The 26,376-nt window shown below is 57.2% G+C and carries 24 protein-coding genes and 1 tRNA gene; 8 read left to right on the forward strand and 17 right to left on the reverse strand.

The genetic code is table 11. The features are described 5' to 3' along the window. Nucleotides 1-35: 35 nt before the first annotated feature. From RBB75_RS02685 to RBB75_RS02705, 5 genes are all read right to left on the reverse strand, one after another. Entirely contained in the window at nucleotides 36-2,330 is a 2,295-nt protein-coding gene (locus RBB75_RS02685; RefSeq protein ID WP_257031217.1) for a tetratricopeptide repeat protein, read from the reverse strand. A gap of 75 nt (nucleotides 2,331-2,405) precedes the next feature. Continuing rightward, nucleotides 2,406-4,271: a CRTAC1 family protein gene (locus RBB75_RS02690; protein WP_179639231.1), complete on the reverse strand. Its 1,866-nt coding sequence runs from the start codon at nucleotides 4,269-4,271 to the stop codon at nucleotides 2,406-2,408. 310 nt (nucleotides 4,272-4,581) lie between these two features. Further along, nucleotides 4,582-6,270, reverse strand: coding sequence for a TonB-dependent receptor (locus RBB75_RS02695; protein ID WP_179639232.1), 1,689 nt, complete (start codon nucleotides 6,268-6,270; stop codon nucleotides 4,582-4,584). Between the two features lie 288 nt (nucleotides 6,271-6,558). Continuing rightward, nucleotides 6,559-6,783, reverse strand: a complete 225-nt coding sequence (locus RBB75_RS02700; protein WP_179639233.1) for a hypothetical protein — start codon at nucleotides 6,781-6,783, stop codon at nucleotides 6,559-6,561. An 11-nt stretch (nucleotides 6,784-6,794) separates the two neighbouring features. After that, nucleotides 6,795-8,102, reverse strand: coding sequence for an Nramp family divalent metal transporter (locus tag RBB75_RS02705; protein WP_179639234.1), 1,308 nt, complete (start codon nucleotides 8,100-8,102; stop codon nucleotides 6,795-6,797). A gap of 528 nt (nucleotides 8,103-8,630) precedes the next feature. On the opposite strand from RBB75_RS02705, the gene RBB75_RS02710 reads away from it, so the two are divergent. Continuing rightward, entirely contained in the window at nucleotides 8,631-8,906 is a 276-nt protein-coding gene (locus RBB75_RS02710; protein WP_179639235.1) for a metal/formaldehyde-sensitive transcriptional repressor, read from the forward strand. A 187-nt stretch (nucleotides 8,907-9,093) separates the two neighbouring features. Here the strand turns inward: RBB75_RS02710 and RBB75_RS02715 are convergent, their stop codons facing one another. The 10 genes from RBB75_RS02715 to meaB all read right to left on the reverse strand — a co-directional run bounded on the left by RBB75_RS02715 (nucleotide 9,094) and on the right by meaB (nucleotide 16,440). Further along, nucleotides 9,094-9,312 (reverse strand): hypothetical protein, encoded by a 219-nt coding sequence (locus RBB75_RS02715; protein WP_179639236.1) that lies wholly within the window; start codon nucleotides 9,310-9,312, stop codon nucleotides 9,094-9,096. A 421-nt stretch (nucleotides 9,313-9,733) separates the two neighbouring features. Next, nucleotides 9,734-9,820, reverse strand: a tRNA-Leu gene (locus RBB75_RS02720). A gap of 135 nt (nucleotides 9,821-9,955) precedes the next feature. Then, nucleotides 9,956-10,876 carry a fructokinase gene (gene mak, locus RBB75_RS02725; protein ID WP_218884703.1) on the reverse strand — a complete coding sequence of 307 codons (921 nt, stop codon included), beginning with the start codon at nucleotides 10,874-10,876 and terminating at the stop codon, nucleotides 9,956-9,958. Nucleotides 10,877-10,924: 48 nt separating this feature from the next. After that, nucleotides 10,925-11,980: an Asd/ArgC dimerization domain-containing protein gene (locus RBB75_RS02730; RefSeq protein ID WP_353069432.1), complete on the reverse strand. Its 1,056-nt coding sequence runs from the start codon at nucleotides 11,978-11,980 to the stop codon at nucleotides 10,925-10,927. A gap of 80 nt (nucleotides 11,981-12,060) precedes the next feature. Further along, nucleotides 12,061-12,900: a CDP-diacylglycerol--serine O-phosphatidyltransferase gene (gene pssA, locus RBB75_RS02735; protein WP_257031125.1), complete on the reverse strand. Its 840-nt coding sequence runs from the start codon at nucleotides 12,898-12,900 to the stop codon at nucleotides 12,061-12,063. Beyond that, nucleotides 12,900-13,547 carry a phosphatidylserine decarboxylase gene (locus tag RBB75_RS02740; RefSeq protein WP_179639238.1) on the reverse strand — a complete coding sequence of 216 codons (648 nt, stop codon included), beginning with the start codon at nucleotides 13,545-13,547 and terminating at the stop codon, nucleotides 12,900-12,902. The genes pssA and RBB75_RS02740 overlap by 1 nt, the downstream gene beginning before the upstream one ends. A 96-nt stretch (nucleotides 13,548-13,643) precedes the next feature. After that, on the reverse strand, nucleotides 13,644-13,862 hold the full coding sequence (locus tag RBB75_RS02745) for a DUF465 domain-containing protein (protein ID WP_218884705.1): 219 nt from the start codon (nucleotides 13,860-13,862) through the stop codon (nucleotides 13,644-13,646). Nucleotides 13,863-13,943: 81 nt separating this feature from the next. After that, nucleotides 13,944-14,384 (reverse strand): GNAT family N-acetyltransferase, encoded by a 441-nt coding sequence (locus RBB75_RS02750; RefSeq protein ID WP_179639239.1) that lies wholly within the window; start codon nucleotides 14,382-14,384, stop codon nucleotides 13,944-13,946. 50 nt (nucleotides 14,385-14,434) lie between these two features. Next, nucleotides 14,435-15,103, reverse strand: coding sequence for a tRNA (adenosine(37)-N6)-threonylcarbamoyltransferase complex dimerization subunit type 1 TsaB (tsaB, locus tag RBB75_RS02755; protein ID WP_179639240.1), 669 nt, complete (start codon nucleotides 15,101-15,103; stop codon nucleotides 14,435-14,437). Continuing rightward, complete coding sequence (gene meaB / locus RBB75_RS02760; protein ID WP_257031126.1) at nucleotides 15,100-16,440, reverse strand: methylmalonyl Co-A mutase-associated GTPase MeaB; 1,341 nt, start codon at nucleotides 16,438-16,440, stop codon at nucleotides 15,100-15,102. Before meaB ends, tsaB begins: the two co-directional genes overlap by 4 nt. 174 nt (nucleotides 16,441-16,614) lie before the next feature. Between meaB and RBB75_RS02765 the strand changes: the two genes are divergently transcribed. The 4 genes from RBB75_RS02765 (at nucleotide 16,615) to RBB75_RS02780 (ending at nucleotide 22,280) form a co-directional block, all read left to right on the forward strand. After that, the gene (locus tag RBB75_RS02765; protein WP_179639241.1) at nucleotides 16,615-17,943 is read left to right on the forward strand and encodes an MFS transporter; all 1,329 of its coding nucleotides are present in this window, start codon (nucleotides 16,615-16,617) and stop codon (nucleotides 17,941-17,943) included. A gap of 141 nt (nucleotides 17,944-18,084) precedes the next feature. Continuing rightward, complete coding sequence (locus RBB75_RS02770) at nucleotides 18,085-18,873, forward strand: FadR/GntR family transcriptional regulator (RefSeq protein ID WP_353069433.1); 789 nt, start codon at nucleotides 18,085-18,087, stop codon at nucleotides 18,871-18,873. A 250-nt stretch (nucleotides 18,874-19,123) separates the two neighbouring features. Continuing rightward, nucleotides 19,124-21,544 (forward strand): methionine--tRNA ligase subunit beta, encoded by a 2,421-nt coding sequence (metG, locus tag RBB75_RS02775; protein WP_353069434.1) that lies wholly within the window; start codon nucleotides 19,124-19,126, stop codon nucleotides 21,542-21,544. A gap of 199 nt (nucleotides 21,545-21,743) precedes the next feature. Continuing rightward, nucleotides 21,744-22,280: a PEP-CTERM sorting domain-containing protein gene (locus tag RBB75_RS02780; protein WP_353069435.1), complete on the forward strand. Its 537-nt coding sequence runs from the start codon at nucleotides 21,744-21,746 to the stop codon at nucleotides 22,278-22,280. Between the two features lie 142 nt (nucleotides 22,281-22,422). Here the strand turns inward: RBB75_RS02780 and RBB75_RS02785 are convergent, their stop codons facing one another. Next, nucleotides 22,423-22,914 (reverse strand): cupin domain-containing protein, encoded by a 492-nt coding sequence (locus tag RBB75_RS02785; protein ID WP_353069436.1) that lies wholly within the window; start codon nucleotides 22,912-22,914, stop codon nucleotides 22,423-22,425. Nucleotides 22,915-23,011: 97 nt separating this feature from the next. Between RBB75_RS02785 and RBB75_RS02790 the strand changes: the two genes are divergently transcribed. From RBB75_RS02790 to RBB75_RS02800, 3 genes are all read left to right on the forward strand, one after another. After that, on the forward strand, nucleotides 23,012-23,887 hold the full coding sequence (locus tag RBB75_RS02790; protein WP_353070347.1) for a TatD family hydrolase: 876 nt from the start codon (nucleotides 23,012-23,014) through the stop codon (nucleotides 23,885-23,887). A gap of 57 nt (nucleotides 23,888-23,944) precedes the next feature. Continuing rightward, entirely contained in the window at nucleotides 23,945-24,445 is a 501-nt protein-coding gene (locus tag RBB75_RS02795; protein WP_158943172.1) for a YajQ family cyclic di-GMP-binding protein, read from the forward strand. Between the two features lie 152 nt (nucleotides 24,446-24,597). Next, nucleotides 24,598-25,602: a polyprenyl synthetase family protein gene (locus RBB75_RS02800; RefSeq protein ID WP_353069437.1), complete on the forward strand. Its 1,005-nt coding sequence runs from the start codon at nucleotides 24,598-24,600 to the stop codon at nucleotides 25,600-25,602. On the opposite strand, the gene RBB75_RS02805 is transcribed toward RBB75_RS02800, so the two are convergent. After that, nucleotides 25,583-26,209 (reverse strand): serine O-acetyltransferase, encoded by a 627-nt coding sequence (locus tag RBB75_RS02805; protein WP_179639248.1) that lies wholly within the window; start codon nucleotides 26,207-26,209, stop codon nucleotides 25,583-25,585. The genes RBB75_RS02800 and RBB75_RS02805 overlap by 20 nt on opposite strands. Between the last annotated feature and the right edge of the window lie 167 nt (nucleotides 26,210-26,376).

Here is a 26,376-nt window from a genome sequence, read left to right on the forward strand (position 1 = left end):
ATGCCGAACGCTGAGAAGATGACACACGGCTTGATCTAGTGCTCTCCGCCAGCACTCACTACTTCGGGATGCGTTACATCCTTATGTACGTGCCACGGCACGCTTTCAATTGAAATCTCTGGATGTTTGCGCAGAAAATCCAAGGAGTAGGTGGGAGCGCCGGGGTCGACCTTCTTCGTGACAAACTTCGCAGATTGGTCCTTGGCTTTATCCTTCATCCCGGCGCGACGATAGAGCAGTGCAAGGTTGTAGTGCGCGGTCAGGTCGTCTGGATCGATCGCTTGCAATTCTTCAAACTGCTCCATCGCTTCTTCAGGTCTGCGTTGTTGATAGTATGAGATCCCAAGCTCGCGACGAGCATCGCGCGATTGGGGATATTGCGCCAGGACTTTTTTTAGATCTTCCACTTCAGCATCAGAATGTCCCGCTCGCCGTTCTACCAGTGCAAGATAATAGAGCGCACGCGCATTGTTGGGACTTAGCTCTAGTGCTTTTTCAAGACCTGCGCGAGCCGAGGCGTATTTTTCCCATTCGATGTTCGTCAGCCCAATATTGCTGTAGCCGTCCGCATAATCAGGACGCAACTTGATCACCTGAGAGAAGGCCTGGATCGCATCACTGTACTGCAGCTGATCGAGATAGGCGATGCCGAGGTTATTCCAGCGCATCCAGTCAGCATTATCGTGAGAGTCAGGTGAACCTGCGGGATTCTCTCCGAGATTCAGTGTTCGTGTCCGCGAAGCTAGTTCGACGATTGGATACGCAACGTGATCCTTCCCGAATACATTATTGAGGTAGCTCTGCCGGAGATGTCGATAGTTGACCCTGGCAGTTATTGTTACTGCACCTTTCGCCTCGGGGGGAATGCGAAACTCGTAACGAATGAGCGATGACCTACCTGCCTGAACGGTGTTGTCATAAGCAACAGAGTGAATGGTCCATACCTTATGATTGTCGACGAACACCCCGTCCGTGTTGACGGGACGGTTGGTAAAGCTATGCGCCCGCTCGTCGAGCATTCCATCTGGTTTGATGAAGCCGCTGTGATAGATCTCCTTCCCGTTCGAGTCGGTGACGACAAACTCTACCCATGCCTCATACAGGTCGCGAACTTCGGGGATCAGGGAGTGGCCGATATTTTTGTTTTGAATAACGGTCATCACCTGCACCGCATCACCCGGAGCGAGAGTGAACGGGGTCGAGCCCAGGGGCGCGATAAGCTTGTCGTCATTTGCCTTGCGAATCGCAAATAGATCGACATTTAGGTAGTTGCCTGTTTTTAGGAATTCGACAGTCTTCTCCAACTGTTCACTAAACCCATAGTAGAAAGGGACGGCGGTATTGCCCGCGGTCCAGCGGTGAGAGGCGAACGTGCCGTTTTTCGCTCCAGGCTCGGGTAGAGCATTTGACGCGCGCTTCATGTGGCAGCCCTGACAGGTCGTGAAATCAGCTTGATAAAACGTTAGAGGATTTCTCTGGGAGAACTTCGAGTTTTGCCACTCATCATATGCAGTGAATGCGCGAATAAACTTGTAATCGTTTAATGGATTTGGCAAGTTGGCCTTGTGGCAAGCAGAGCAGAACTCCGGTGTACGATAGAAGGTTTGCATCACCGCCTTCGAATGCCGATCAAGGTGAGCCAATATCTCTGAATCCGGCACCAGTCCCGGAATACGGTCTCCCTTTTCGTCAACCAGAACAGCGGGTACTCCCATGACGTAGCCGCCATTGCCGAGCGTGGATTGCAGCTTCTGCACAGAGTGACACGTCGTACAGGTCAACCCATCCTGATCAAATTTGCGGTCGACGATCGAGTTTTGCGTCAGCCCTCCGCCTAGCACTGCGATCGGATTGTGGCAGCTATCGCAGTGGCGTGAGAACTCAATTCCCTTGGTTCTAATGAGAATATTGACGCTGGTGCGATAAAAGGGCGTTCGAAATGAATTGGAATGCAGAGACTGTCGCCATTGGTGATACGCCTCTTTGTGACAGTGGCCGCAGTAGTCGGCCGTGGGAAACGCGTCTGGCTCCAGGAAGTTGTCTCCCTGTACTGCCGCATTTCCCGGCGTTGAAATGTTTCCTTTTCCAAAGGCAAAATTGTAGGTTTTGCTAACCCTGTCAGCATATTCTTTGCGAACTTTAGCTTCGTCGGTGACTTTCTGTTGTGTCTGACTTAGATCCGAGTGTGCTTGAATTCGAGGTATAAATGCAAAGACACTTCCCAAGAAGAGCACTCCAACCAGACTGACGTACGCCACCCTTACGGTAGCCAGGCTCCGTCGATTGCTGACGACACGCGTCACCTGCATTTTGGCCCACTTGGAAAACATCAGCGTCAACCCTACCTCTTCTTTCGCAAATTACTGATCAAAGGGCTACGAGAGGTTGATCGGAATTTTACTCACCTAATGCATCTTTTGTCTTCTGATTTCTGCGTCCGATTTCGCCCTTGCCGGTTCATCAAGAACACCTGGCACAACACCCTTTCCCTCCTGAATCGTAAAAAAACGGTCGACCGCCGGGATTGTTATATGTTCCACCGAACCACTGGGCCAATGGATTTCAACCGAATCTACGACGGTTGCGTCGCCGATCCCGAAGTGAGGCCGCTGATCGTTGGATGACTCATAGCTACCGCCGCTAAGTACATCCGCGCGCTGACGAAAGCCGTTCGCCGTCAGATAGACGGTGGCACCCACAGCATCCCGAGGACTCTTTGGACCTCCAATGAGCTTCAACCCAACCCAATGATGATGATCGAGGCTAATATCCCGCATCAGCGAAGGGACGTGATCCATCGAGTTAATGACGACATCGGTCTTACCGTCGTTGAACAGGTCCCCGAAGGCGGCTCCTCTTCCCGGGATCACCTCCGCCAAGCCACTTCCAATCACCGCGGGCATTACCTCAAACCTTTTTCCCTTGTCTACGTTATGGAATAGCAGGGGACGCTGAGCGTAGGAGGTACCCCAGTCATACTTGTCCACCTGAGGATACACATGTCCATTAACTAGAAAAATATCTTTCCAGCCGTCGTTGTCATAATCGATAAACTCGGTTGCCCAGGTGAGAAAAGGATAGGTGACCTCCGCAATGCCCATCTCTGGACTGATCTCGGTAAACCCCTGATCCCCTCCATTTCTAAAGAGCGGTTTATAGTCATCGGAGAATGTGCCGGTGTAAAGGTCGACCAATCCATTGTTGAGATAGTCGCCCACTGCCAACCCCATCCCAGCCTGGTCCCGTCCCTGCTGATTTAGCGCGAAACCTGAGTAATAGCTGGCATCTTCAAAGGTTCCATCGCCGTTGTTCATGTAGAGATAGTTCGGCGAGGAATCGTTCGTAACCACCAGGTCAACCTTGCCGTCGTTGTTGATATCGACGAACACCGCGGTGAAGCCGTAGTAATGCGCCTTATCCGAGACCCCTGCTTTTTCACTGACGTCGGTAAAAGTACCATCCCCGTTGTTGTGAAAGAGATGATCAGCCTCTCCCTGAAGTCCGCGCGGGCCGCACATGGTATTGGCACCGCGAAACTGGCAGTAGACTAGTCCGACCGCTTCGGAGCCGGGATCGGGCGGATAGGTTACATCATAGTGAACATACCCGGGAACGAAGAGGTCGAGTCGGCCGTCTCCGTCATAGTCTCCAAAGGTGGCACCTGTAGACCAGTTTCCCAAAGTGACGCCAGCCTTCTCTGCTACGTCAGTAAAGGTTCCGTCGTGGTTATTGTGATAGAGCCGATTCTTGCCAAAGTTGGAGACATAAATATCCGGCCAGCCGTCGTTGTCATAGTCTCCAACGGCAACACCATACCCCCAACGATCGTTCGTGACTCCGGCCTTGGCGGAGACGTCGGTAAATGTGCCATCGTGGTTATTGTGAAACAGGGCTGCGTGAGGCGGGTCCGCGGTACCCTTCAACGCATCATAAGTAGACCCATTCACCAAGTAGATATCGAGCCAGCCGTCATTGTCATAGTCCAATAAGGCGACCCCTGATCCGGGGGCTTCCAGGATGTACTTCTTTTCCGGCGTGCCCATCACATGATGCCAGACTGTCAGACCAGCTTGTTTCGCAATATCTTTGAAGATCACTGGACCTTCCTTAACAAACCCTCCAGCGGTAATTGGGCGCAGCTCTGAATCTTTCACCGCTGAAAACACACCCGCTGTCGCGGACCCACCACGCGGAGCAGTTGGGGTTGCCTGGTCCTGAGTCGAGCCGGGACTGAGCTTGCCGGTCTCCTGTGCCACCATGAGTGGGCTCATCAAAAACTCGCATATTAGAACCCCTAGCAGGATCGTTTTCCTAAGGTATTTCATAACCCCTTATTCCGCTTGCACCAAAAGTGCCGCATCTTCATCCGAGTAAGATACATAGTCCGTGTAGTTTAGCAAGCAGAACGATCTTACCTCTTCGTGAAGCGACAAACTCATCGTTCCAGCATCATCGACTTATTTCAAGCCAAAGCTCAAGCGAACGGCCTTCAGTAAAGCTGGTCACTTTGTGAAGAACCATATCGTAGTTGTCGATGCCAGGGCCGTAAAAACATGCGCCGTTTGGAGTTGCCTTGCACCCCTAGAGCATTCGGCGTGAAAGCAGTGATATTGAAATGGGGCCTGCCGTTGCGCGGATTATGGTTAAGCTTGTAGCCGGTGCCATCGTAGTTGGGCATGTCGATGCTAGTGGCATTGACGCCATTGTTCTGCACCTGCACGTGATGCCGAAGCGGGCTTCATTGACCGTCTTCGCTCCAAATGTATGGATGTTGCTGAAGACGAGCGTCTGGTCCAGACCGAAGGATGCGGCGTCGTAAGCAAAGCCGTTGCCGGGAAGTGTGGCACCGCCCAGCCCGCTCGGGTATGGGTCATCGAGGTTGTAGCGGTCGTTGAAGTAGTAGATCGAAGACGTACCGAAGCGCGATGAGTTGAAGTCCACCCTCCCAGCCGTCTTGTCGTCGTTGATCCGTCGTTTATAAGCGCCGGTGGAGAATTGGTTCACGCCGCCGTTCGGTTCCGGAATGTACTGAAGCAGGCGCGTAGGCGCCGCGCCCCATGCGCTGCGAGGAATGACTCCGTTCGGAAATACCTGGGCGAAGGACTCGCCTTGAGTCACCTGCTGACCGAGACGCTGGGAGAGAATCTTCGCGAGGTACGGACCGTTCACCGTTCCGGTGAAGGCCGAGGCCGAGCCGAAGTCTCCATTTCGATTTGCCATTGAAGGCACACTGACGAACCCAGTCTCGATTCCCTGAATGTAGCGCTGCCCCTGGTAATCGGTGAAGAAGAAGATTTTCTCTTTGCGTATGGGACCACCGAAGGTGCCCCCATACTGGTTCTGATGGAAGGCTGCACGCTCAGGAGAGAAGTAGTTCCGCGCGTCCAGGTGGGTGTTACGGAAGAACTCGAAGAGATTACCGTGAAAATTGTTGGTGCCGGACTTGGTGACGACGTTGATGATACCGCCGGTGAAACTGCCGTACTCGGCATCCACGTTGCTCGACAGAATACGGAACTCCGCAATCGAGTCTAGGTTCGGAATGATCCCGGCCTGCTGGCCGATGGTCTCCTGAACGCTTGCGCCGTTGAGGTCGTAGGCGTTGTCGGACTCGCGCTGACCATGAATCGAGAACTGGCCCGTGTTGGCTTGGCCTGCGGCAGGCACCGTGCCGAAGCCGCCGCCGGAGATGGTGTTGCCGGCACCGCTGGTCGTGATCGGAGAGACACCCGCCTGAACCGCGAGCAGGTCTGTGTAGCTTCGACCATTGAGAGGAATATCGACCACCTGCTTACTTTCGATGGTCTGCCCGATCTGCGTATCAGTGGTGTGGACCTCAGCGGTATTCTCGATTACGTTGATGGTTTGGCTGCTATCGGCGACCTTCAGCACCACGTCGATCGTCAGGGCGGTATTTACGTCGATCTTTAAATTGGCGGTCTGACGGTAGGGGTTGAAACCGTCCATAGTCACATCGAGCGCATAATGTCCAACGGGCACTGCGGCAAAAGTAAACACACCATCGCTGCCGGTCACCGCGGTCTGCTTTACGCCGGTTTCTGTATTGACAAGCACGACCTGGCCCTCTGGGATCAATGCGCCAGTGGCATCTTTGACAGCGCCCGCTATGCGGCCTCCAGTTTGTGCCGCGAGGAACTGCGGTGAGATCGCAAACGTGAAGAGGAAAACGATCAGAGCATTGCGACGGAATGGCTGTGGAAAGTTCTGCAGTTCCTTGAGGGCGGCGAGCAGTTTGCTGAAAGTCGACATGATGGAATCTCCGCGACGTTTTGGGGCACACGTCGAGTGTTCTGGGCGGAGCCGCTGTCCGGCTCGCCAGTGAGTCGTTCGCTTGCGTCTGTCTGTTACGCAGGCACTCAGTTGTTAGGAGCTTGTTCAAGAAGCTCTCGCAGTGGGCGGAGAACCCCTTGCTGCGAGCGGAGAGCATCATGCGATGTCGTGCTCAGCGAGGGATTGCCGCCAGCCTCCGGCGATGCGGAGGCTCACTCGAAACTGGGTCGTCCATTGTTCCTGTTCCTCCATTAGTGTTGAAATCGCCTAACGAATCTTGTGCAGAAGACCGGAGAGATCGAGGACGTGGTAGCTGAGCATAAGCGTCATCAGGATCAAGTAGGCCCGCAGGATTCCGAGCGAGAGACGCGCCGCCCGCGTCATCCGAATCTTGCCAAGACCAGCCGTCGAACACTTCTGTTCCGGGACATCATCCAACGGATGAATGACGCGGAATCCATTCTTATCAGGGGATACTCCCGTCGTTGCCATGACTCACCTCTCTACTGAAACAGATTCGGAAGCATTACCTGGGCTGCGAGCAGCAGCGACAGGGCAAAGAGAACGACGATGATCGTCCAGTTAATGTAGTTGTTCCATGGCCGGTTGACCCAGCGGTCGCCGAGCAGTTCGCGGTCATTGAGCAGAAGTTGAAGGAAGATGATGGCGGAGGGCAGGATGAGGCCGGCGAACACCTGCACACTGATGATGACCAACTGCAGCGGCACATGCGGAATCAGCACAATGGCCGCTGCCGCTCCGACACAGGTGATATAGGTTGCATAGAAGCCGGGAGCTTCCCAGAGCTTCTTGTGCAGCGAATGCTCCCAGCCCCTCACCTCGCCATAGGCCCAAGCGCTGGCGAGCGAGATGGCCGTCGTTCCAAGCACGGCAGCGTTGACCATCAATAGCAGAACGCCATTGCGAACGAAGTTGCCTGCAATCGGGCCGAGTGCCAGGGCGAGCTGTGCCGGGTCCTGGAAAACAACCTTGTGTTCAAAGCCGTAGTTCCCAACCAACATCATCGCGCCGGCAACACAGACGGTGAAGGTTGCGCCAATGAGCGTGTCCAGCCGTGCCCATTTCAGATCGGCGAAGCGGAGCCGCTTCTCGGCCACACAACTCTGCTGGAAGAAGAGCTGCCAGGGCGCGATGGTCGTACCAACGATGGCTATTACAAGGAACACAAGACTGCTGGTAATGCCTCCTGTCGGCATCGTTGGTACGATGGAGTTGTGGGCAACAGTCGCCCAATGCGGATGCACTATGGAAGCAAGGACGAACCAGGTCAAATCCATCAGGCACAGTCCTACGACGATCCGCTCCCAACGCAGATAGCTTCCCGTCACAACCATCAGAGTCAAGCCAACGGCTGACACAGGCACAGAGATGTAAGGACTGACGCCGAGTGCGCTCAGAGCGAGCGAGATGGCGGCGAACTCCGTGATCAGTGTGAGGAAGTTGACTGCGAGCAGGTCAAGCAGCGAGAAACGTCCCCACCACTTGCCAAACCGCTCGTAGATCATCGCGGCATGGCCCTTGCCTGTCGCAATGCCTAGCCGGGCAACCATCTCCTGAATGAAGTAGCAGATGGGCAACAGCACGACCAGCAGCCAAAGCAGATGCAGGCCGTACTGACCACCGGCCTGCATATAGGTGGAAACAGCCCCAGCGTCATTGTCCGCTTCCATGACGATCAGGCCGGGCCCAAAGACCATCAGGAAGGTCACAATGCGCCGCTGCCACGCACTTCGGACCACGACTCCCGCTGCGGAAGTAGTCACGGCATCCTCTGGTTCCATCACGCGCATAGGCGTAATCCCCCCATTTCGTCGCTTGATGGGTCGGCGGGACTTGAACGCAGCTTTGCGGTATCAGCCTGCATCCAGATCCCTATCAAGGGCATTCCGGGATCACCGGTGGAACGCCACACACGGACGAGAGGGCCCGGTCTGCGGACAGCAATATTGTTGTTCTGGATCTTATTCATGATTCCTCCTTGCGCGATTCAAGCAAGAGCCGGCGATGGCCGCTCGGCAGCGCAGCCATAGAACGCTCTTTCGGATCGTCGGTTTCGGGAGGTGTGAGGTCGGCTTTTTGGGCCACAGTCTCACGCGCTCAAATCTCAGGTCGTATGCTGGGATGAGCGGTGAGAATTCGCCGGTAGCGGAAGCTAGAGGCGGGTTCCAGAGCGCTCATCGCAACACAGGAAAGCTCTCGGGGTACTTGGAGGCTCTTGTGCGGAATTTATGCTCATAGGGTGTTCGGTTTCTCCTGCGAGAACGAAAGCTCTCGTCTTTCATTGTTTACCATACCCCCCTAGGATATACAAGGAAATTATGTCTCACATCAACAAAGAAAAACAGAGGCTCGTTGCTCGTATAAAACGCATCCGCGGACAGGTGGACTCCATCGAACGCTCGCTAACCGAGGAGGATGATTGCGCGGACGTTCTCATGCTTCTTGCGAACATCCGTGGCGGTATCAACAGTCTTATGGCCGAGGTACTTGAGGATCATATACGGCATCATTTGCTTTCCCCTGAAAGAAGTTCAGCTCCCCCTCACGAACTAGCCGAAGACATGATTGAGCTGGTGCGCGCTTACCTGAAATAGAGCAGCCGTACTGCAGGGATACTTCGCTCAATTCAACTCATCGAAGGTTGCAGAATAGAAGCCATAGGCAGATCAATCGAGAGGTCGTGGATGAGCGTAGCCCATCAGCTGGGCTACGTCTCGTGGGCATCGACTACTTTTCCTGGAACTCCGATCCATGGTCGAAGACGGTCGATGCCGACAGCCTCTACCGCTGTGGCCAGCTCACGGAGAGCGCCAGCCAGGCGATTGCCTCTTCCGGCAAAGCAACTGCGCCCGATCCGACGGCCACGCTTCGCATCCGCGTCGGCGTGCCGCTCGTTTTGCCCGCGGACCGGCGCGCCTCAGCTTCCACTCGCTCATGGAGAGATAGATGGCATCCTGCTTGGTACGCAATAGCCTTTTCAAACATTGGCACTACGGTCATGGCAAGGTCTCCTCGCATTAGGCATCCCGCCCTCATGCGTCAGCTTCGACAAAGAAGCCAGTCGAGTGGGGATCATGGAGACATTCGAATTCCGTCAAATCCTTCGGAATGGGCTTTGCAAATTGACGAAACGGATGATTACGCTCCAATGCCCGGGGCAGAAGGCACTCACGCTTTTTCTTGAATCAGCAGGCTCCGCCGAAGGGATTCGAAAGAGGAGGCGAGGCGGTGGATTTGGAGGGTCTTGACTCGACTGAGTCCAACCGCACTGGATGTGAGGAAGAAGGGGCTCTGCTGAACTTTGCGAGGTGATGCCGGTCAATCTGTGCGAGTAGAAGTGGGAGATTTCAGGTTTGGACAAAGAATAGACAAAGTCGACTCCAGGCTTGGAACCGACGATGAGGTAAGTCTCTTGTTTTGTTGGTGCCGGGAGGGGGGGTCGAACCCCCACGAGGTTGCCCTCGGCGGATTTTGAGTCCGCTGCGTCTGCCAGTTCCGCCATCCCGGCCTTTGCCTTGCTCAAGCAGTGCTAGTCAAATCGCCGGTAATTCTTCGTCAGAGAAACCGGCACATGCTGAATTCAGTCTCCGAGTCAGTGGCTCTTTCCTTAAGTATCGCATAGCATCTGCTGATCTGCATCTTCTCAAACTCGTTTGTTAGGCCAAAGCCATGCCGCGCCACGAACCCCGCTGGAATCTCCATACTTTGCCTGCACTACGGGGGTTGATGCCTCCCCCCCAAACACATATTTCGGCAGCAATTTAGGTAATGCCGCGTAGATATGCTCAATCCTCGATACACCCCCACCCACCACGATGACATCCGGATCCAGTATGTTGATCACATTGGACAAGCCGCGCGCCAGACGATCCTCAAACCGCTCCACGGTCTCTGCCGCTGCCGGATCGCCTGCAGCGAAGTCGGCAACGATCTCCCGCGTAGTCCGCGCTCTGCCGGTAACGTTTTTATAGTCCAGCGCGATCCCAGTACCCGAGACCCACATCTCCATGCACCCTCTCTTCCCGCAGTAACAAAGCGGTCCAGGAGATTCTTCCGGCTTCGGCCACGGCAGTGGGTTGTGTCCCCATTCGCCTGCAACTCCGTTCGGACCGTCGTGGACGCATCCTTCCAGGGCAACTCCGCCTCCGCACCCAGTCCCCAAAATCACGCCATACACAAAGCGCACCCCCGCAGCGGCACCATCCGTCGCCTCTGACACGGCAAGGCAATTTGCATCGTTAGCGACCCGCACCTCGCGACCCAGCGTAGCGATCAAGTCTCTATGGAATGGCCGGCCATTCAACCACGTTGAATTAGCATTCTTGACCAGCCCTGTAACTCTCGAGATAGTCCCTGGAATTCCGGCTCCCACCGTACCAGTCTTTCCGGTCTCTGCTTCCATCCGGTGAACCAGCGCAACAATCGCTTTGATCGTTGCCTCATAGTCATCTCGAGGCGTATCGACACGATGCCGAGCCAGCTCTATCCCGTGCTCATCGATGGCGAGCGCCTCGATTTTTGTCCCACCAAGATCAATCCCGATGCGCATCCCGATCTCTGCCATTGAGTCCAATCCCTTCACTTGCCGTTCAAAAAAGTGGACGTAACGAACCTACTGCACCTTGCCGCGAGGGCGCAACCTGCGCAACTCCGCACCACACGCAATCGCATTCAACGCCGCTAGCTTCAGGTTGTCCGCAGAAAGCCAAAGCCAGAAGCGTCTTCCCCGCTCGCCTTCACCAGAGTCTCCGCTCACTCGCACCATAATGTCTTCCTGCCCCGCCGCACTCAGATTGCTCGGCGGATCGGATTCCTCACTGATTACGTCGATATGTTCCCCGCCAAGCGCTGCCTCTATCTCTTCCTTTGTCGCTTCTGTCGAAAACTCCACCAGCATCGAAACGACATATCCGTGAAACACCGGTGCCTGAACTAGCTGCAGTGCCAGCTGAGGCAGCAGCGAATCAGCAAGTCCCGCATAGTGTCTTCGAATACGCTCTTCCGTAGCACTCAACTTCACCTTTGCAGCCTCACCCAGCGAAGGCAACAGATTGAATGCCACCTGCGCATCATACTGTTCCCGCGGCAGCGTCTGAAACGAGAGGAGTGTGACCGTCTGCTGGTGTAACTCATCCATAGCGGCACGGCCATACTCCGATGCAGGCTCCATCACGGTCGCAGCGACGCTCTTCAAAGCCAGCTTCGTGTGCAATCTTCCAGCAACCAGGGCAAGCATCACAGCGCCGGGATGGGCCGCAACCAGAGCAGGCGTATTCAAATCCGGCTCCGGACTTGCAAGCGCTGCTGTGTCTGCAAGCACTTCAGTTACCCACGGCGCTCGAACCAGAACATCTTTCTCGCCGTCCAACGCATAGGTCAGGTCAACAATACTCGCCCCGGCTCGCCGCGCCATCTGCCAATTCTTCTTTGTTACTGCTGCATCGCCAGCAAAAAAAACAAAATCCATGCGTTCGAAAGAAGTAGCTTCGAGCCGCTGTATGAATGCAACCTCATCGCCCGCGGCAGTTACTTGGCCCACGGCCTCTTCTTCGTCAAGCAACACAAAGTCCGATGCTCCCAGCAACGACTCGCCCAACTCTTCGCTCAGCTCCTTACCAGCAAGCGAAGATGCACCGACGATTCCGATTCGATATATTTGCTCCGCCATAATGTCCTAAAACGTCGCCGCGATCTAAGTCCCACACCGCCAGACTATATTCTCTTATCTACCCTTCGCACATTCTCGCATTACACGGCGGAGTGCCGTCGTCGTCTGCCCCATGAATAAGCGAGCCTCGCCACCACGCCCGACACCAGGTAGGCCATCGCGATAATGATTAGCATGTATTGATGAAACAGGACAATCGACGCACCGACCACCGCAATAAGCGCGAACAATCGGTAAGGATGCCGCGCTCCAACTGTGATCTCCTTTGCGCTCCAGAACCGCCAATTGCTCACCATCAAAAAGCTTGTGAACAGCAGCAGACATAGCCAAACTACGGAGATCCACGGATTATCAATCGGCGAACCGCGTTGAAAGTGAATCACCGAGCTAATCACGCCCGCACCCGCTGGGATCGGCATGCCCACAAAATACTTCTTGCCCGGCCGTCCAGGATTACGAGGCTGAGGATTGATGCTGATGTTAAATCTCGCTAAACGGCTGGCACCGCAGATCAAAAAGATAAAGCAGACGAATACTCCGATATGCACTATCTGCTGCCGCGCCTCCGGATGCGCCATCAGAGGCAACATACGGAAACCCCATATATAAGCCAGCAGACTGGGTGCCACGCCAAACGTAATCACATCCGCCAGCGAGTCAAGCTCTTTCCCAAAGTCGCTCGTCGTGTTCGTCATCCGTGCAATGATGCCGTCGAGCCCGTCGAATAAAACGGCAATCCCAAGCGCCAACGCAGCTCGATCAAAGTAACTCTGGTCTGCCACCGACCCCTGAATACTCTGCGTAATTGCGTAGTATCCAGCAGCCATATTGCCCGCTGTAAACAGCGACGGCAGCACATACATCCCGCGGCTGGGTTGACGCCGCATCTTCCCATCGGTCCCGATCTGCGCGTCCTCCATCAAGCCACCACTGTTGCGTTATTTAGTGATTGCTCGGGAAGCACAGCCAGCACGGTCGAGCCGCCCTTCACTCGAGCTCCCGTCTTTACCTTCAGATTCGCAGCAGCAGGCATCAGCACATCAACGCGCGATCCAAATTTAATAAGTCCGATTCTCTGTCCCCGCTCCACCCGGTCGCCGACCTTCAGATTGCAAACGATGCGTCGCGCCAACAGCCCTGCAATCTGTTTGAAACTGACCTCGTATCCACCAGCATCGATTGTGATCAGAGTCTGCTCATTGTTCAGCACCGACTCGGGCTTCATCGCATTCATAAATTCGCCCTTGCGAAACTCGCAGACCTTCACGACTCCGCCGACCGGCGACCGGTTCACATGCACATCAAAGACATTCAGAAAGATGCTGAGCCGTAACCGGCTCCCGCTAATCGTCTCAATCCACTCCGCTTCTGTCACGACGCCGTCGCCAGGAGACACAATCTGGCCTGGAGCCTGCGGAATTGTCCGGTTAGGATCTCGAAAAAACCACAAAAAGAAGATCGCCAGCACCACCGGTAGCGCCACTAGCGCAATCGGCATATTCAGATACCAGAGCGCCGCCGCCACAACCCCAAGCCCTAAGGCATAGAAAAAACCGTCTCGAACCATAAGTGACTCGATTATAAGGCCACGCACACCTCAGACCCGAGCGCAGCCCCACTCTGGCTTACCGCCTCAATCCCAACGAACCGTGCGCCAAAACCCTTAGGATGCTCCCAGACGCCGAAGCCGTTCCATCTCATCCTTCAAACTCAGCTTCAGCTTCTTCAGTCTTACCTCCTCCAACTGCTCCGAGTCGGTGAGAAATAACTTGGACCGCAGCGTATCAAGCCTGCGATCGTAAAGGCTATGTTCTTGCATTAGTTGTTGAATGGAAGGGAACGACGCAGGATGGGGCAGCTCGGTGAACTTGCCAGTTTGCACGTGAGAGTACCTCCAGCAACAAACAACATCGCACTGATGGCCGACACGCTATCACAGCCGAATCGGCACTCGCAATGTGGATTACTCGTCTTCTGCTAACCTCAACCGCATCAGCAAGGCGTCCTCCGTCGGATCTCGATAATAGCCACTGCGCTGCCCGACGACGGCAAATCCCAGCCCTTCATAAAGCGCAACAGCCCCCACCCCTCCAGCCCTCACCTCAAGTTCCATCACAGTAGCTCCATGCTCCCGGCACCAGCCAAGGACGGCCTCGCACAGCGCTCTTCCGACACCCACTCGTCGCGCCGACGCACTTACCGCCACGCTCTCTAGCTCCGCCAGCATGAAAGTCTCTGAAACAAGAACCTTTCCCACAGCAAATCCCAGTAGCCCCGACTCTGCCTCCGCAATGAACAGACATCGTTTCATTGCAGCTTGAGACTCATCTGGACTCACAGTCGCCCCGTACTCCATCTCCGCCCAATGCGGAGCCTCGGGAGTGGCCTTTTCAAGCTGAATCACAGCAGCCAGATCTCCTCTGTTGCCCGCTCGAATCTGACAACCGGCAATGCTCATCGTGCGGCTCGCGCAACAGGCTTGGCAAATATCTCCATATCGATTCGCCTCAGATAATTTGCATCGAGCGTAGCCGCATCCTCGAATCGCCCTAACGCCACCCTCTCCACCGCAAACGGCAGAGCATCCCCCGCCAATGGCTCATCCACTAGCTTCCAGCGTAACTCGGCCAAAGCCTCCGCCACCTTCAACTCACACACCACCACCAGACAACCCGAAGCCGCCACCATCACATCGTGCGCACCCATCAAAACCTCCCGCACGCATCTCCTCCCCACATACTCGCCATAGTAAAACTCCCCGCGACCAGCATCCAGAACCGCATGTACCCTCTGCTCCCCGCCATTGACAGAAGCAGCCAGCAACGCCAGCCGCGACACCGCAATCAGCGGCACCGCTCCTGCCTCGCTCAGCCCCTTAGCCGCACTCACACCCACCCGCACCCCAGTAAAAGATCCCGGCCCATGCACCACAACCACAGCCGTCAGCTCGTTGATTCGCCATTTTTTAGCCGTCATTAGCCGCCGCACTGCCGGGACCAGACGCTCCGATGAACTCCTTCCAGGCAACACCTCCGTCGCTATGGCCGCCTGCGCCTCTTCGGTATCCCCCAACGCAACACTCCCCTCAGCACCCGCCGTATGAATCATCAAAAACCGCATCATGCCCTACCTTCATGTGACTCAATTGCATCTCCGACAATCTCTAACAGCACCCCCCCGGTGCTGGCGGGATGCACAAAGAAATACCGATGGCCGCCAGCCCCTACCCTCACCGCATCGCTCGCCAACCTGACACCCTGCTTCATCAGCCGCGCAAACATCCCATCAATCCCATCCACATGCACGGCGATATGGTGCAGCCCTTCACCCCGCTTCGCCAAAAATCTCCCAATCGTGGAGTCTGCCTCAGTCGCCTCCAGCAACTCAATCCGGCTTTCGCCCAGCGGCAACATCGCCGTCTTCACCTGTTCGTGCTCTACCGTCTCTTCATGACTTACCACCAGCCCCAGCGCCTCATAAAATCCACGCGCCCCTGCAATACTTTTCACCGCAACACCCAGATGGTCCAGCCGCAAGCCGCCCAAATCGTTCCGGTCGAGCACCCTCGACCCGGCAGCATCCTCGATCCTTACTCTTCGCGCGCCCTTCTCCACAGCACATCGTCTTACCGTCTCCATCAACTCCTCAACACCCTCCCCTGTTGTCGCCACCGTCCGCACAACTGGAGGCACCCACTCGCCGCGTCCCATCGCTAAGCCCTGCATCGCAACAATCTCCTGCTCCACCAGCTCCGCGCCGCCACGGTCGCTCTTGTTCACCACAAACACATCCGCGACCTCCATCACGCCGGCCTTCAGACTCTGCACCTCATCCCCCATCCCCGGGACCAGAACTAGAACCGTAACATCCGCCAGGCCGATCACATCGACCTCATCCTGCCCCACACCCACCGTCTCAATCACAATCGTCTTCCGTCCTGCCGCCCCCATCACCAAGCAAACATTCGCAGCCGCGCGCGCCACCCCACCCATCGCTCCGCGCGAGGCCATACTACGAATAAACACGCCATCATCCCCGGCAAAGCCCTGCATCCGAATCCTGTCTCCCAGCAGCGCTCCACCCGTATAGGGGCTCGACGGATCGACCGCGACCACCCCGACACTTTGCCCCTCCTGACGCAGCCACCTCACCATCTGGTCCACCAGCGTGCTCTTCCCTGCCCCGGGAGGCCCCGTCACGCCCACCCGCAGCGATCCCCCAGCAAACTCGCGGCAGGCCTCCAGCAACTCCGATCCCCCACCATCCTCCACCAGAGATACAGCCCGGGCCAGGGCACGAACGTTCCCCGCCCGCATACGAGCCATCATCTGCGCAATATCACTCCCGTTCATCCTGAAATCTTTAGCCACGTCAGCGATGATATCGTGCTCCTCCCATCCCTGATCCAATCCGGCTTCAGCTCCCACCAGCCAAGTTCGCGTTTGTTTGTGAGCATTCATCCTTCCAACCCTAAACATCGCGATTTGTAATCAAAAATGATCTTTTCCCATCGTCAGAATCCCGCTTGACACCTACTGCCCAACACAGACTATCCTCAACCTCGACACCCTTTGCTCCGAATCGGCCGCAATCGGGGGCCCGTCAGACTTCCATTTACGCTGGAGTTGCAACTAATGTCGATCAACACTGCCAGCCTGCCTGATTCGGGCTTCACCACCGCCGCCCCGGAGAAATCCAACATCCGCTGGCTCGTCTGCGGTCTTCTTTTCCTCGCTACCACCATCAACTACATGGACCGCTCGGTCTTCTCCCTCATCGAGCCCCTCCTCCACCTCGACTTCATGGGCTGGATTCCCGGCCTCGACGCCGCCCATCAAACCACCTACAACCTGAACTTCGGCCGCGTCCTGATCTGCTTTCAGATTGCCTATGGCATCGGTCTCCTCTTCGCCGGCCGAGTCATCGATAAGCTAGGAACCAAAGTCGGTTACACCGTCGCCATCGTGGTCTGGGCATGCGCTTCAATGAGTCACTCCATCGTCTCCAGTGTTGCTGGCTTTTGTGTGGCGCGTGTCTTCCTGGGCCTCGGGGAGGCCGGTAACTTCCCTGCCGCAATCAAAGCCGTCACGGAATGGTTCCCCTCTGAGGAGCGCGCCCTTGCCACCGGCCTTTTCAACTCGGGCACCAACGCTTCCGCCTTCATCGCACCAGTCCTCATCGCTGCCGTCGCCGCCCGTTGGGGATGGCATGCAGCCTTTATCTGCACCGGTTCCATGGGGCTCATCTGGGCGATCCTCTGGCTCATCTTCCCCTATAACAAGCTGCGCCGTGGCACGACCCAGACCCAGGCCAACCTCGCTCCCGTCACCCAGGGCGGCTCCATCTATTCCATCCTCCTTCGCCACCGCGGGTTCTGGGCCTTCTGCATCGCCAAAGGAATGACCGACCCCATCTGGTGGTTCTATCTCTTTTATCTTCCCAAGTTCCTCAACGATAACTACGGCCTCAACCTGAGCCACGTAAAGTATCCCCTCATCGTCATCTACACCGCCGCGAGCATCGGCTCCATCGCCGGGGGGTGGCTCTCCGGCTTCCGGATGAAACGCGGCCACAGCGTCAACTCCGGACGCAAGTTCGCGCTTCTCCTCTGCGCCCTGTGCGTCACTCCCATCATGCTTGTCCCGCATATGCACACGCTCTTCCCCAGCAATGCGTGGCCAGCAATTGGACTCTTTTGTCTGGCAACCGCCGCGCATCAGGGTTGGTCCGCCAACCTCTTCTCCACCCCAACCGATATGTTCCCTTCAACCGGTGTCAGCACCGTCGTCGGCATAGGCGGGGCCACTGGAGCCCTCGGTGGCGCGTGCTTCACTTGGCTTGTCTCTCACTACTTCTCGCTCCACCCCTTGCTGATCTTCATGATGGCAGGTCTCGCCTACGTTACTGCCCTGATGATCTTTCAGCTCCTGGTCCCACGTCTTGGCGGACGGCAGACAGCTTAAACCCAGTCTTCCCATCGCAACCGTAGGCTGAGTCACGCACTGCGTGGCCTGCCCGCGCGCCTTCGGTGATCCGGCGCCAACATAGGCCTCACCACCGTGTTACCCTTCATCAAATCAGGCGCAAAAGGAGTGTTGTTCAGCGTGAAAAAAGAGGTCAAAGAGCAGTTCGACGAGGTCTCCAGCCACAGCCAGCTCACCATGCAGGTCGTCGAACACATTCGCCTGCTCATCATTTCGGGCGAGGTGCGCCCCGGTGACCGCCTCCCGCCTGAACGCGATCTCGCTCGCCAGCTCAAGATCAGCCGCTCCAGTCTGCGCTCCGGCATTGGTTTTCTTGCGGCCATGGGAGTCCTCAAAAGCCGCCACGGGGCCGGCACCTTCGTCGCGTCCGGTCCTCCCTCGTTCGACTCTAGCTCCTTCTCCGTGCTCGGTGCGCTGCATGGATTTCTTCCTGGGCAGATGTTTGAAGCCCGCACCGTCATTGAGTCAAATCTGGCCGCTCTCGCTGCGGAGCGCGCCACCGAAGAGCAGATTACGGAGCTTGCGGAAGAGGTTGCCGAGATGTACGCCGCGCTTGACGATCCTCATGAGTACCTGATTCACGATGTTCGCTTTCATCGCGCCATTGCGCGGGCTGCGGCCAACCCCATCCTGGCCGCGGTGATGGAGACGATCATCGCCAATCTCTATGAGCGGCGCAGCAAAACGATTCAGAACGCGGTTGATTTGAAGGAGTCCTCCGAGATGCACCGCGAGATCTATCGCGCCATCCGGTCGCATCATCCTGCGCAGGCCCGGCGCGCGATGGAGCAGCACCTCGAGCTGGCCCGGATCGCCCAGGAGTCGGAGGCCGAGGTTGCCGCGCCGGTCGTTGAGGTCGCAGGGGAGGTCCCGCCACCTCCCGAGGATGAGACGCATCTGAGCCGGTAGCTTTTGCACTTTTTTATTTGGCATGGTGGGAGGCGTTTTTGCAGGGGTTTTGGCAGAAAACCGCGTTTTGATCGTGGTTTTTTGCTGGTGTAACTGTGGTGGCTTGCGTGGTAGATGTGGTGTTTTAGCAGTCACTTTTTGGGCGGCAAAAGATGCGCCAACATTTTGAGATTTATTTTGGGGTGGCTGCCCGGATCGTTCCGTCGCGGTAAAAGGCCTGTCGCTACCCTGCTAAACTGGGCTCTGGCCCATGCCCGAGCAAAAGTTCTATCTCACTACCCCTATCTACTATGTCAACGCACGCCCGCACATCGGCCATGCGTACTCGACCATTGCGGTCGACGTCATCGCGCGTCGCCACCGCCTGCTGGGCGACGACACCTTCTTCCTGACCGGGACCGACGAGCATGGCCAGAAGGTGGAACGCTCCGCCGCCGCAGCCGGTATTCCGCCGCTGCAGTTTGCCGACGAGGTGTCGGCCTCCTTTCGCGCCCTGTGGGACCGGATGGGCATCACCTACGACGACTACATCCGCACCACGGAGCCGCGCCACATCTCAGCGGTCCAGAAGCTCTTTCAGCTCCTGCTCGACCGCGACAAGATCTATCTCAGCAGCTACACCGGCCAGTACTCGATCGGCGAGGAGATGTTCGTTGATGGACCTCCCGGCACCATCGGCCCCGACGGCAAGCCTACCGAGACTGTCACTGAAGAGAACTACTTCTTCCGGCTCTCGGAGTATCAGCTCCCACTCATCGACCTGATCGAGAGCGACGATCCTGAGAAGCGTCTGCTAATTCAGCCCGAGTCGAGCCGGAACGAGGTGCTCAGTTTTCTACGTGGCAACGTCGCGGAGGCGACGGAACGCGGCGAAGTTCTCGAGGTGTCGGCCAGCGGCAAGGCCTATGTTCCCGGGGCGCTCAAAGATCTTTCCATCTCGCGCACCAGCTTCAAGTGGGGCATTCCTGTGCCCGGCAACGAGAAGCATGTCATCTATGTGTGGCTCGATGCGCTGGCCAACTACATGACGGCTATCGGCTACGGCTCGGACGACCCGGCGCTGCAGGAGAAGTTCAACCGCTACTGGCCTGCTGACCTGCATCTCGTAGGCAAGGAGATCACACGCTTCCACTGCGTTTACTGGCCCGCCTTCCTGCTTGCTGCGGAAATTCCCACGCCGAAGTCCGTCGTCGCCAACGGCTGGCTTCTCTTCGACGACAGCAAGATGTCGAAGTCGAAGGGCAACGTCGTCCGCACTGAGACAATCCTTGACGCCTTCGGCACCGAAGTCTACAAGAAGCAGTTTCCCGACAGCACGAAGAAGGAACAAGATCTTTTTGGTGCAGACGTTCTGCGTTACTTCCTCCTTCGGGAGATTCCGTTCGGAGCCGACGGTAGCTTCAGCTTTGACGCTATGATCACCCGCTACAACGCGGACCTCGCCAACGGCTACGGCAATTTAGTCAGCCGCACACTCGGGCTAATAGTTCAGAACTTTAGCTCTGGGGAGATCGGAGGTTCGCCGAGTGGTATTGCGCGGGTCCCTCCTCTCACTAAAGGAAACGATACACTCGCGTTCATTTACAGCATTGATCTACGTGCACACGCGGATACTCTGGTGGGTCTCTATCAGACGGAAAATGAGTACGCTTTTGGATCGAAACTTCAGCGGATTTCCGACTTCATACAAAAAGTCGACGTTTTCATGACTGAGCAAAAGCCGTGGAAGCTAGCCACCTACCTCAAAACGTCGTCCGCAACAACCTACCCAGATGCAGCAAGGCAGAAAGAGTTCGAGGATAATCTGCGAAATGACATCGTTCGTCTTGAGTGCATACTTTACACTGCCGCTCAATCCATTCGAATCATCACCGCGCTTCTTTATCCGGTCCTTCCCTTCTCTACAGCACGGGTGTGGGCGCAGCTTGGGCTTGGCGACATTGAAGAAGCTGCGCTTAACGGCGAACTGAAAAATCTTGAATGGGGCGGCCTGAAACCTGGCACAAAACTTGGCCCGCTGGCCCCCATCTTTCCTCGAGCAGACAAAGGACTTGCGCAGATCATGATTGATATGGAAAACCCGAACGCACCGAAGCCAGAACAGCCCACGCCCTCTCGTTTCGTCGATGAGACGACGACGCACACCGCTCCCGTCCCGACCGACCCCACGCATCCCGGTGCGCCCCCACGTACGTCGGGCTTTGCTGATGTCGCGCCCGGCACCACCGTGGCAGGCAGCCTCGCAATCAGCACGGAGCGCACCGGCACGCCCTCGCACAGCGAAGCGCCTGCCTCGGGTATCTTCGCCAACTCGGCGGCTCATTCCAACATCCCCGACACGCCGCAGATCGCCATCGATGACTTTGTGAAGATCGATCTTCGCGTTGCGCAGATCGTCGTGGCTGAGCGCATCCCCAAGGCCGACAAGCTGCTCCGCCTTGAGGTCGATCTTGGCTATGAGAAGCGCCAGATTCTCTCCGGCATCGCCGAGTGGTATGCGCCTGAGGAACTGATTGGTAAGAAGATTGTTGTGATTGCGAACCTTGCTCCTCGCAAGATGCGCGGCCTGGAGTCGCACGGCATGCTGCTGGCTGCTTCGCATGGCGAAGACGGTAAGCCTGTGCTGGCGACGTTTGGCGAAGAGATCGCGTTGGGCTCTCGGCTGAAATAAGTGCTAGGACTGTCCTGCCGGACGGGCGCCCTGCGCGGGCCGCGGTCACTTCGTGACGTGTATACCGCTTCGCTTGGCGCTCCCGTTGGTCGCCGACGACCTTTCACTTGCTGCCTGCGAATCTGCTTGACACCTGCTTCGTGCGGACGCATGCTGGTGGCGTAAATTCGGCCACCTCCACAGAAGGAAGCTCGTACCCATGCGAAAGCTTGTCTTCCCACTTGTTCTGCTTGCCTCTGCCTTCGTTCAGCCCTTAACCGCCCGCGCCGACGCTATCGACGACTTTGTCCTTACCGGCAACGGCCTCGACATCACCTTCTCTCTGCCAGCCTCGCCGCCAGGCAATGAGATGACCTGTCCCCCCTTCAGCCCCTCCTGCCTGCCGGGATCTGAGACTGCCTTCTACCTCTCTACTCTCGTCACGACGAATGGCGTGACCAGCGTGGAAAGCCTTGCGTTCCCGACGTTTCGGTTTAACGGGGGCTTGAGTCTTGGGTCGAATCCTGGAAGATTATTCGGACCCCAGCTCTTCCTGCCGGACGCCGCCAATCCTACTTTTTTGACCGGAACCTTCGATCTGGATGCATTCCCACCCAAGGGCGGCGTGGTCGATTACACGCTGACGATTACACCGGAGACGACTGCGCCGACGCCTGAGCCTTCGACGCTAGCTCTGTTCGGAACCGGTATCGTCGGCCTGATCGAGTTTGCGCGTACCCGGAAGAGACGCGTTTGAGGACAAGATTGCGCTGGCTCTCGACTGAAGTAGTCGCAGAACCTGTCCTGCCGGACGGGCCCACTACGCGTGGAGCGGTCACTTCGTGACCTGTATACCGCTTCGCGTGATGCTCCCGTTGGTCGCTGGATAGGTCTCCCACCTAGACGATCGCCTTCTGCACGCCGATGGCGACGACGAAGTAGTTTGCCATCACGTCGCCGACGTTCTTCAGACTGTGCAGCACGCCAGACGCGGTGAAGATGATGCCTCCGGGTTCGACGATGCCGGTCTTGCCGTCGCTGGTGGCTTCGAGTCTTCCTTCGCGGATGAGCAGGAACTCGGAGTGGGTGTGGCGATGCGGGGGGTGCGGCATCTGGCCCGGTGGCAGGGCGGTTTCGTGCACCTCGACGAACTCGCCCGTGGCCAGCCGCCCCTGGATGACCGCACGGCTTTGGCCGCCGTTCGCCGAGGCGTGGATGGGCAGCTTGTCGAAGGCGAAGATCTCTGAGTGGGTCAGCACTGGCTCTGCGGCGCCGGTGCTGCTGGCTGGGGCTTCACGAGAGGCGTTGCCTTGGCCTTCCGCCACGACACCGCCCATCGCCGCAAAGGCCGAGAGAGCGACACAAAGATCACGCCGGGTTAGATTTTCCATGCCGACATACTACGCGGTCCGAACTATACCCGTCATCCGCCTCTTTCGGCGTGCCGGCGGTCTCGTTGGATCGCACGTATGCGATACCCTGAAAGAGATGGCTCTGATTGACTCCCACGCCCACCTTGACTTCTACAACGAGACTCCGACGGAGCGCGATGAGGTGCTGCGGCGCGCCTACGCTGCAGGGGTCCATACCATACTTGCGATCGGCATCGGCGATGGTCCGGCGACGATGCATCAGGCGCTTGAGATTGCGAGTTCGAAGGCGGGGGATGGGCTTTGGCAGGGCTATCCCCAGATCTATCCACAGATTTATGCCAGCGCGGGGATTCATCCGCAGGAGGCGGCGCATGCTACTTCGGAGGCGCTCGACAAGCTGGCTGCCCTGGGTGCGCAGGAGAGATGTATCGCCGTTGGGGAGATCGGGCTCGACTACTACCACTTTGATAATCCTGATATTGCCACGCAGAAGGAGGCTTTTGTCGCCCAGATGCGGGTGGCGGCGGAGCTGCGCAAGCCGATCCTGATCCACTGCCGGACGAGCGAGCTGGCGACTCCGCAGGCCAAGGAAAAGTATGGCAGGGCTGATGCCTGGGAGGATGTGCTGGCGCTGATCGGCGAGCATTGGGCACCGTATGGACTAAGGGGGATCATGCACTGCTTTTCGGGGACGGTCGACCAGGCGGAACGGTCGCTTGCTGCGGGTTTTCATCTCTCTTTTGCGGGGAACCTGACCTACCCGAAGGCGCAGGGGATTCGCGATGCCGCTGTTGCTGCTCTTGCGGACCGGATTCTGGTGGAGACGGATGCGCCGTTTCTTGCGCCGATCCCGCTGCGTGGCCAGCGCAACGAACCTGCCCTGGTCGTCCATACCGCGGCAGCCCTGGCGGAGCTTCGCGGCATCTCACAAGAGGAGTTGGCTGCGGTGACGACGGCGAACTTCAAAAATCTCTTTCCCACGACGCGCTAAACTGTCGAGCGCTGACATAATAGATAGCGACCAAGTTACAGACGAAGGAATATAGCCATGGCATCCGATAACAGCTTTGACGTAGTGAGCAAGGTAGAGCTTCAGGAAGTGAAGAACGCGATCGATCAGGCCTCGAAGGAGGTTCATGCGCGGTTCGACCTCAAGGATTCGAAGTCGAAGATCGAGCTTGAGGGGACGGACACGATTCAGCTCGCCTCGCAGGATGAGTACAAGCTGCAGGCGGTGACGGAGATTCTGTCGCAGAAGCTGGTGAAGCGCGGCGTGTCGCTGAAGAACCTGGAGTTCGAGAAGATTGAGCCGGCAGCAAACTCGAGCGTACGGCAGAAGATCAAGCTGGTGCAGGGGATTCCGTCGGAGAAGGCGAAGATCATCGTTGCGGCGATCAAAGACTCTAAGAAGAAGGCGCAGGCGAGCATTCAGGGCGACACCGTGCGGGTGGTGAGCAAGGACCGGGATGTTCTGCAGGAGGTGATGGCGCTGTTGAAGGGCAAAGATATCGGCGTCGAGCTGCAGTTCACCAACTTCCGCTCCAACTGACTTGGAATCTAACCTGGGATGTGAATCCGCTGGGCGGCGAGGACTGGTTCGCCGCTGCGTCTCGCCAGTGGAGTTGCCACTATCAAAATTCTGAGTTACTTTTTCGAGCCGGACCTGAAGCCAAATCCACATCCTGATACTCTGACTAGTAAGTGAGCACGCTCTCCATCGCGACCGCAGCCGAGGTGTTCGACCTCCTCCGTGACGATCTAGCCGCCATTGAGCAGGAGTTCTCCCGTCAATCCACCTCCGACGTCGAGGTTGTCACCGACATTGCGCGGTACCTTATCGCGGGTGGTGGCAAGCGTATTCGGCCGCTGCTGCTGCTGCTCTCGGCTAAGGCTCTGGGCTGCACCAGCGAGAGCCGCATACGGCTGGGCGCGGTCGTCGAGATGCTTCACACCGCGACCCTAGTTCACGACGACATCATCGACGAGGCCGACACACGCCGTGGGCGACCCTCTTCGAACACCACCTGGGGCAATGCGAAATGCGTTCTCGCGGGCGACTGGCTCTATATGCAGTCCTTCTCGGCGGCGCTCGAGGAGCGGAACTTTCGTGTTCTTGAGCTGCTGATCTCGCTGACCCAGCAGATGGTCGAGGGCGAGCTGCTTCAGATCGAAAAGCTCGGTCACCTGATCAACGAAGAGGAGTACTTCGACCTCATCTTCCGTAAGACGGCTTGCCTCTTCAAGGTGTCGATGCAGCTTGGCGCAGCGATTACGCCGGCTCACGGCTTCGGCGATCCGGAGGAGCTTGAGGCTCAGCTGGGGGAGTACGGCCGCAACCTGGGCCTCGCCTTCCAGATCGTCGACGACGTCCTCGATCTGACCGCCGCGGAAGATGTCCTCGGCAAGCCCGTCGCCTCGGACCTGCGCGAAGGCAAAGCCACACTCGCCGTCATTCACGCGCTCGAGCGCGGCACCGGGGCCGACCGCGAGGCTATCCGAACAGTGCTCGCCGACCGCAGCTTCGCCCGCGTCTCCCACCCGCAGATCCTTGAGATTCTGCAGCGCCACGGCTCACTCGACTACGCCATGGACACCGCCTGCGCCTATGCCGAAGCCGCCCGCCTCACCATCGCCGACCTGCCCGACTCAGAAGCCAAGCGCGCCTTGCTGTGGGTTCCTGGCTTCGTCACCAGCCGCGACCGCTAAGCATCGGCTCGCCTGACTCATCCATCGTTTGATTGACGTAGCCCCCTGAACCCTTATCGGACACCACCTTGCCCGGGTTTCCTAACACAACTGCATTCGGCGGAACGTCGAAGTTGACGTACGCTCCAGGCGCGATGAGCGCCTCGCGTCCAATGGTCACATTGCCGACGATGATCGCGTTCGTCCCTACCCAGACACGGTCTTCCAACGTAGGCGCTCCTGTGCGCGGCCCCCGGCTGGCTGCGCCGATCGTGACGCCCGGCGCGATATTGATATTGTCTCCCAGGACCGCGTCAGGACTAATCACAACGCCACCAAAGTGGCCCAGATAGAATCCACTGCCAATGCTTGTCGTCGGAGAGATGTCAAAGCCGTATTTGAAGCGGTAACGATTCAGCAGAATCCGGTTCCAGGCATAGGCAAATATCGCAAGGGACCGCCTTCTCTTACGGTAAAAGGCTACCTTGCGAAGGTAATAGGTGTAGCGAAAGCCCGGATCATGAAGATAGGCAGCGAGGAAGGAGCGCCTGTCTGCTTTGCCACGATAGCGGTAGAGATCTGCGCGCAAAGTCTGCAGCAACGCGGGGTCCAATTCGTTTGCCTCCATTCCCAGCTTATATGGCTAAGATCGTTCGAAGAGAACCCTGCGACTATCTCCTGCGCTAATGTACGGCAAGCCGCGATTCAAGCATAGAGGTTTTCCGAATGTCGAGCAAGACCCCACTCCGAAGCCAAGCGCGCCCTGCTGTGGGTCCCCGGCTTCGTCACCAGCCG

The sequence above is a fragment of the Tunturibacter empetritectus genome (assembly GCF_040358985.1).
In the GTDB taxonomy this organism is placed as follows: Bacteria; Acidobacteriota; Terriglobia; order Terriglobales; family Acidobacteriaceae; genus Edaphobacter; species Edaphobacter empetritectus.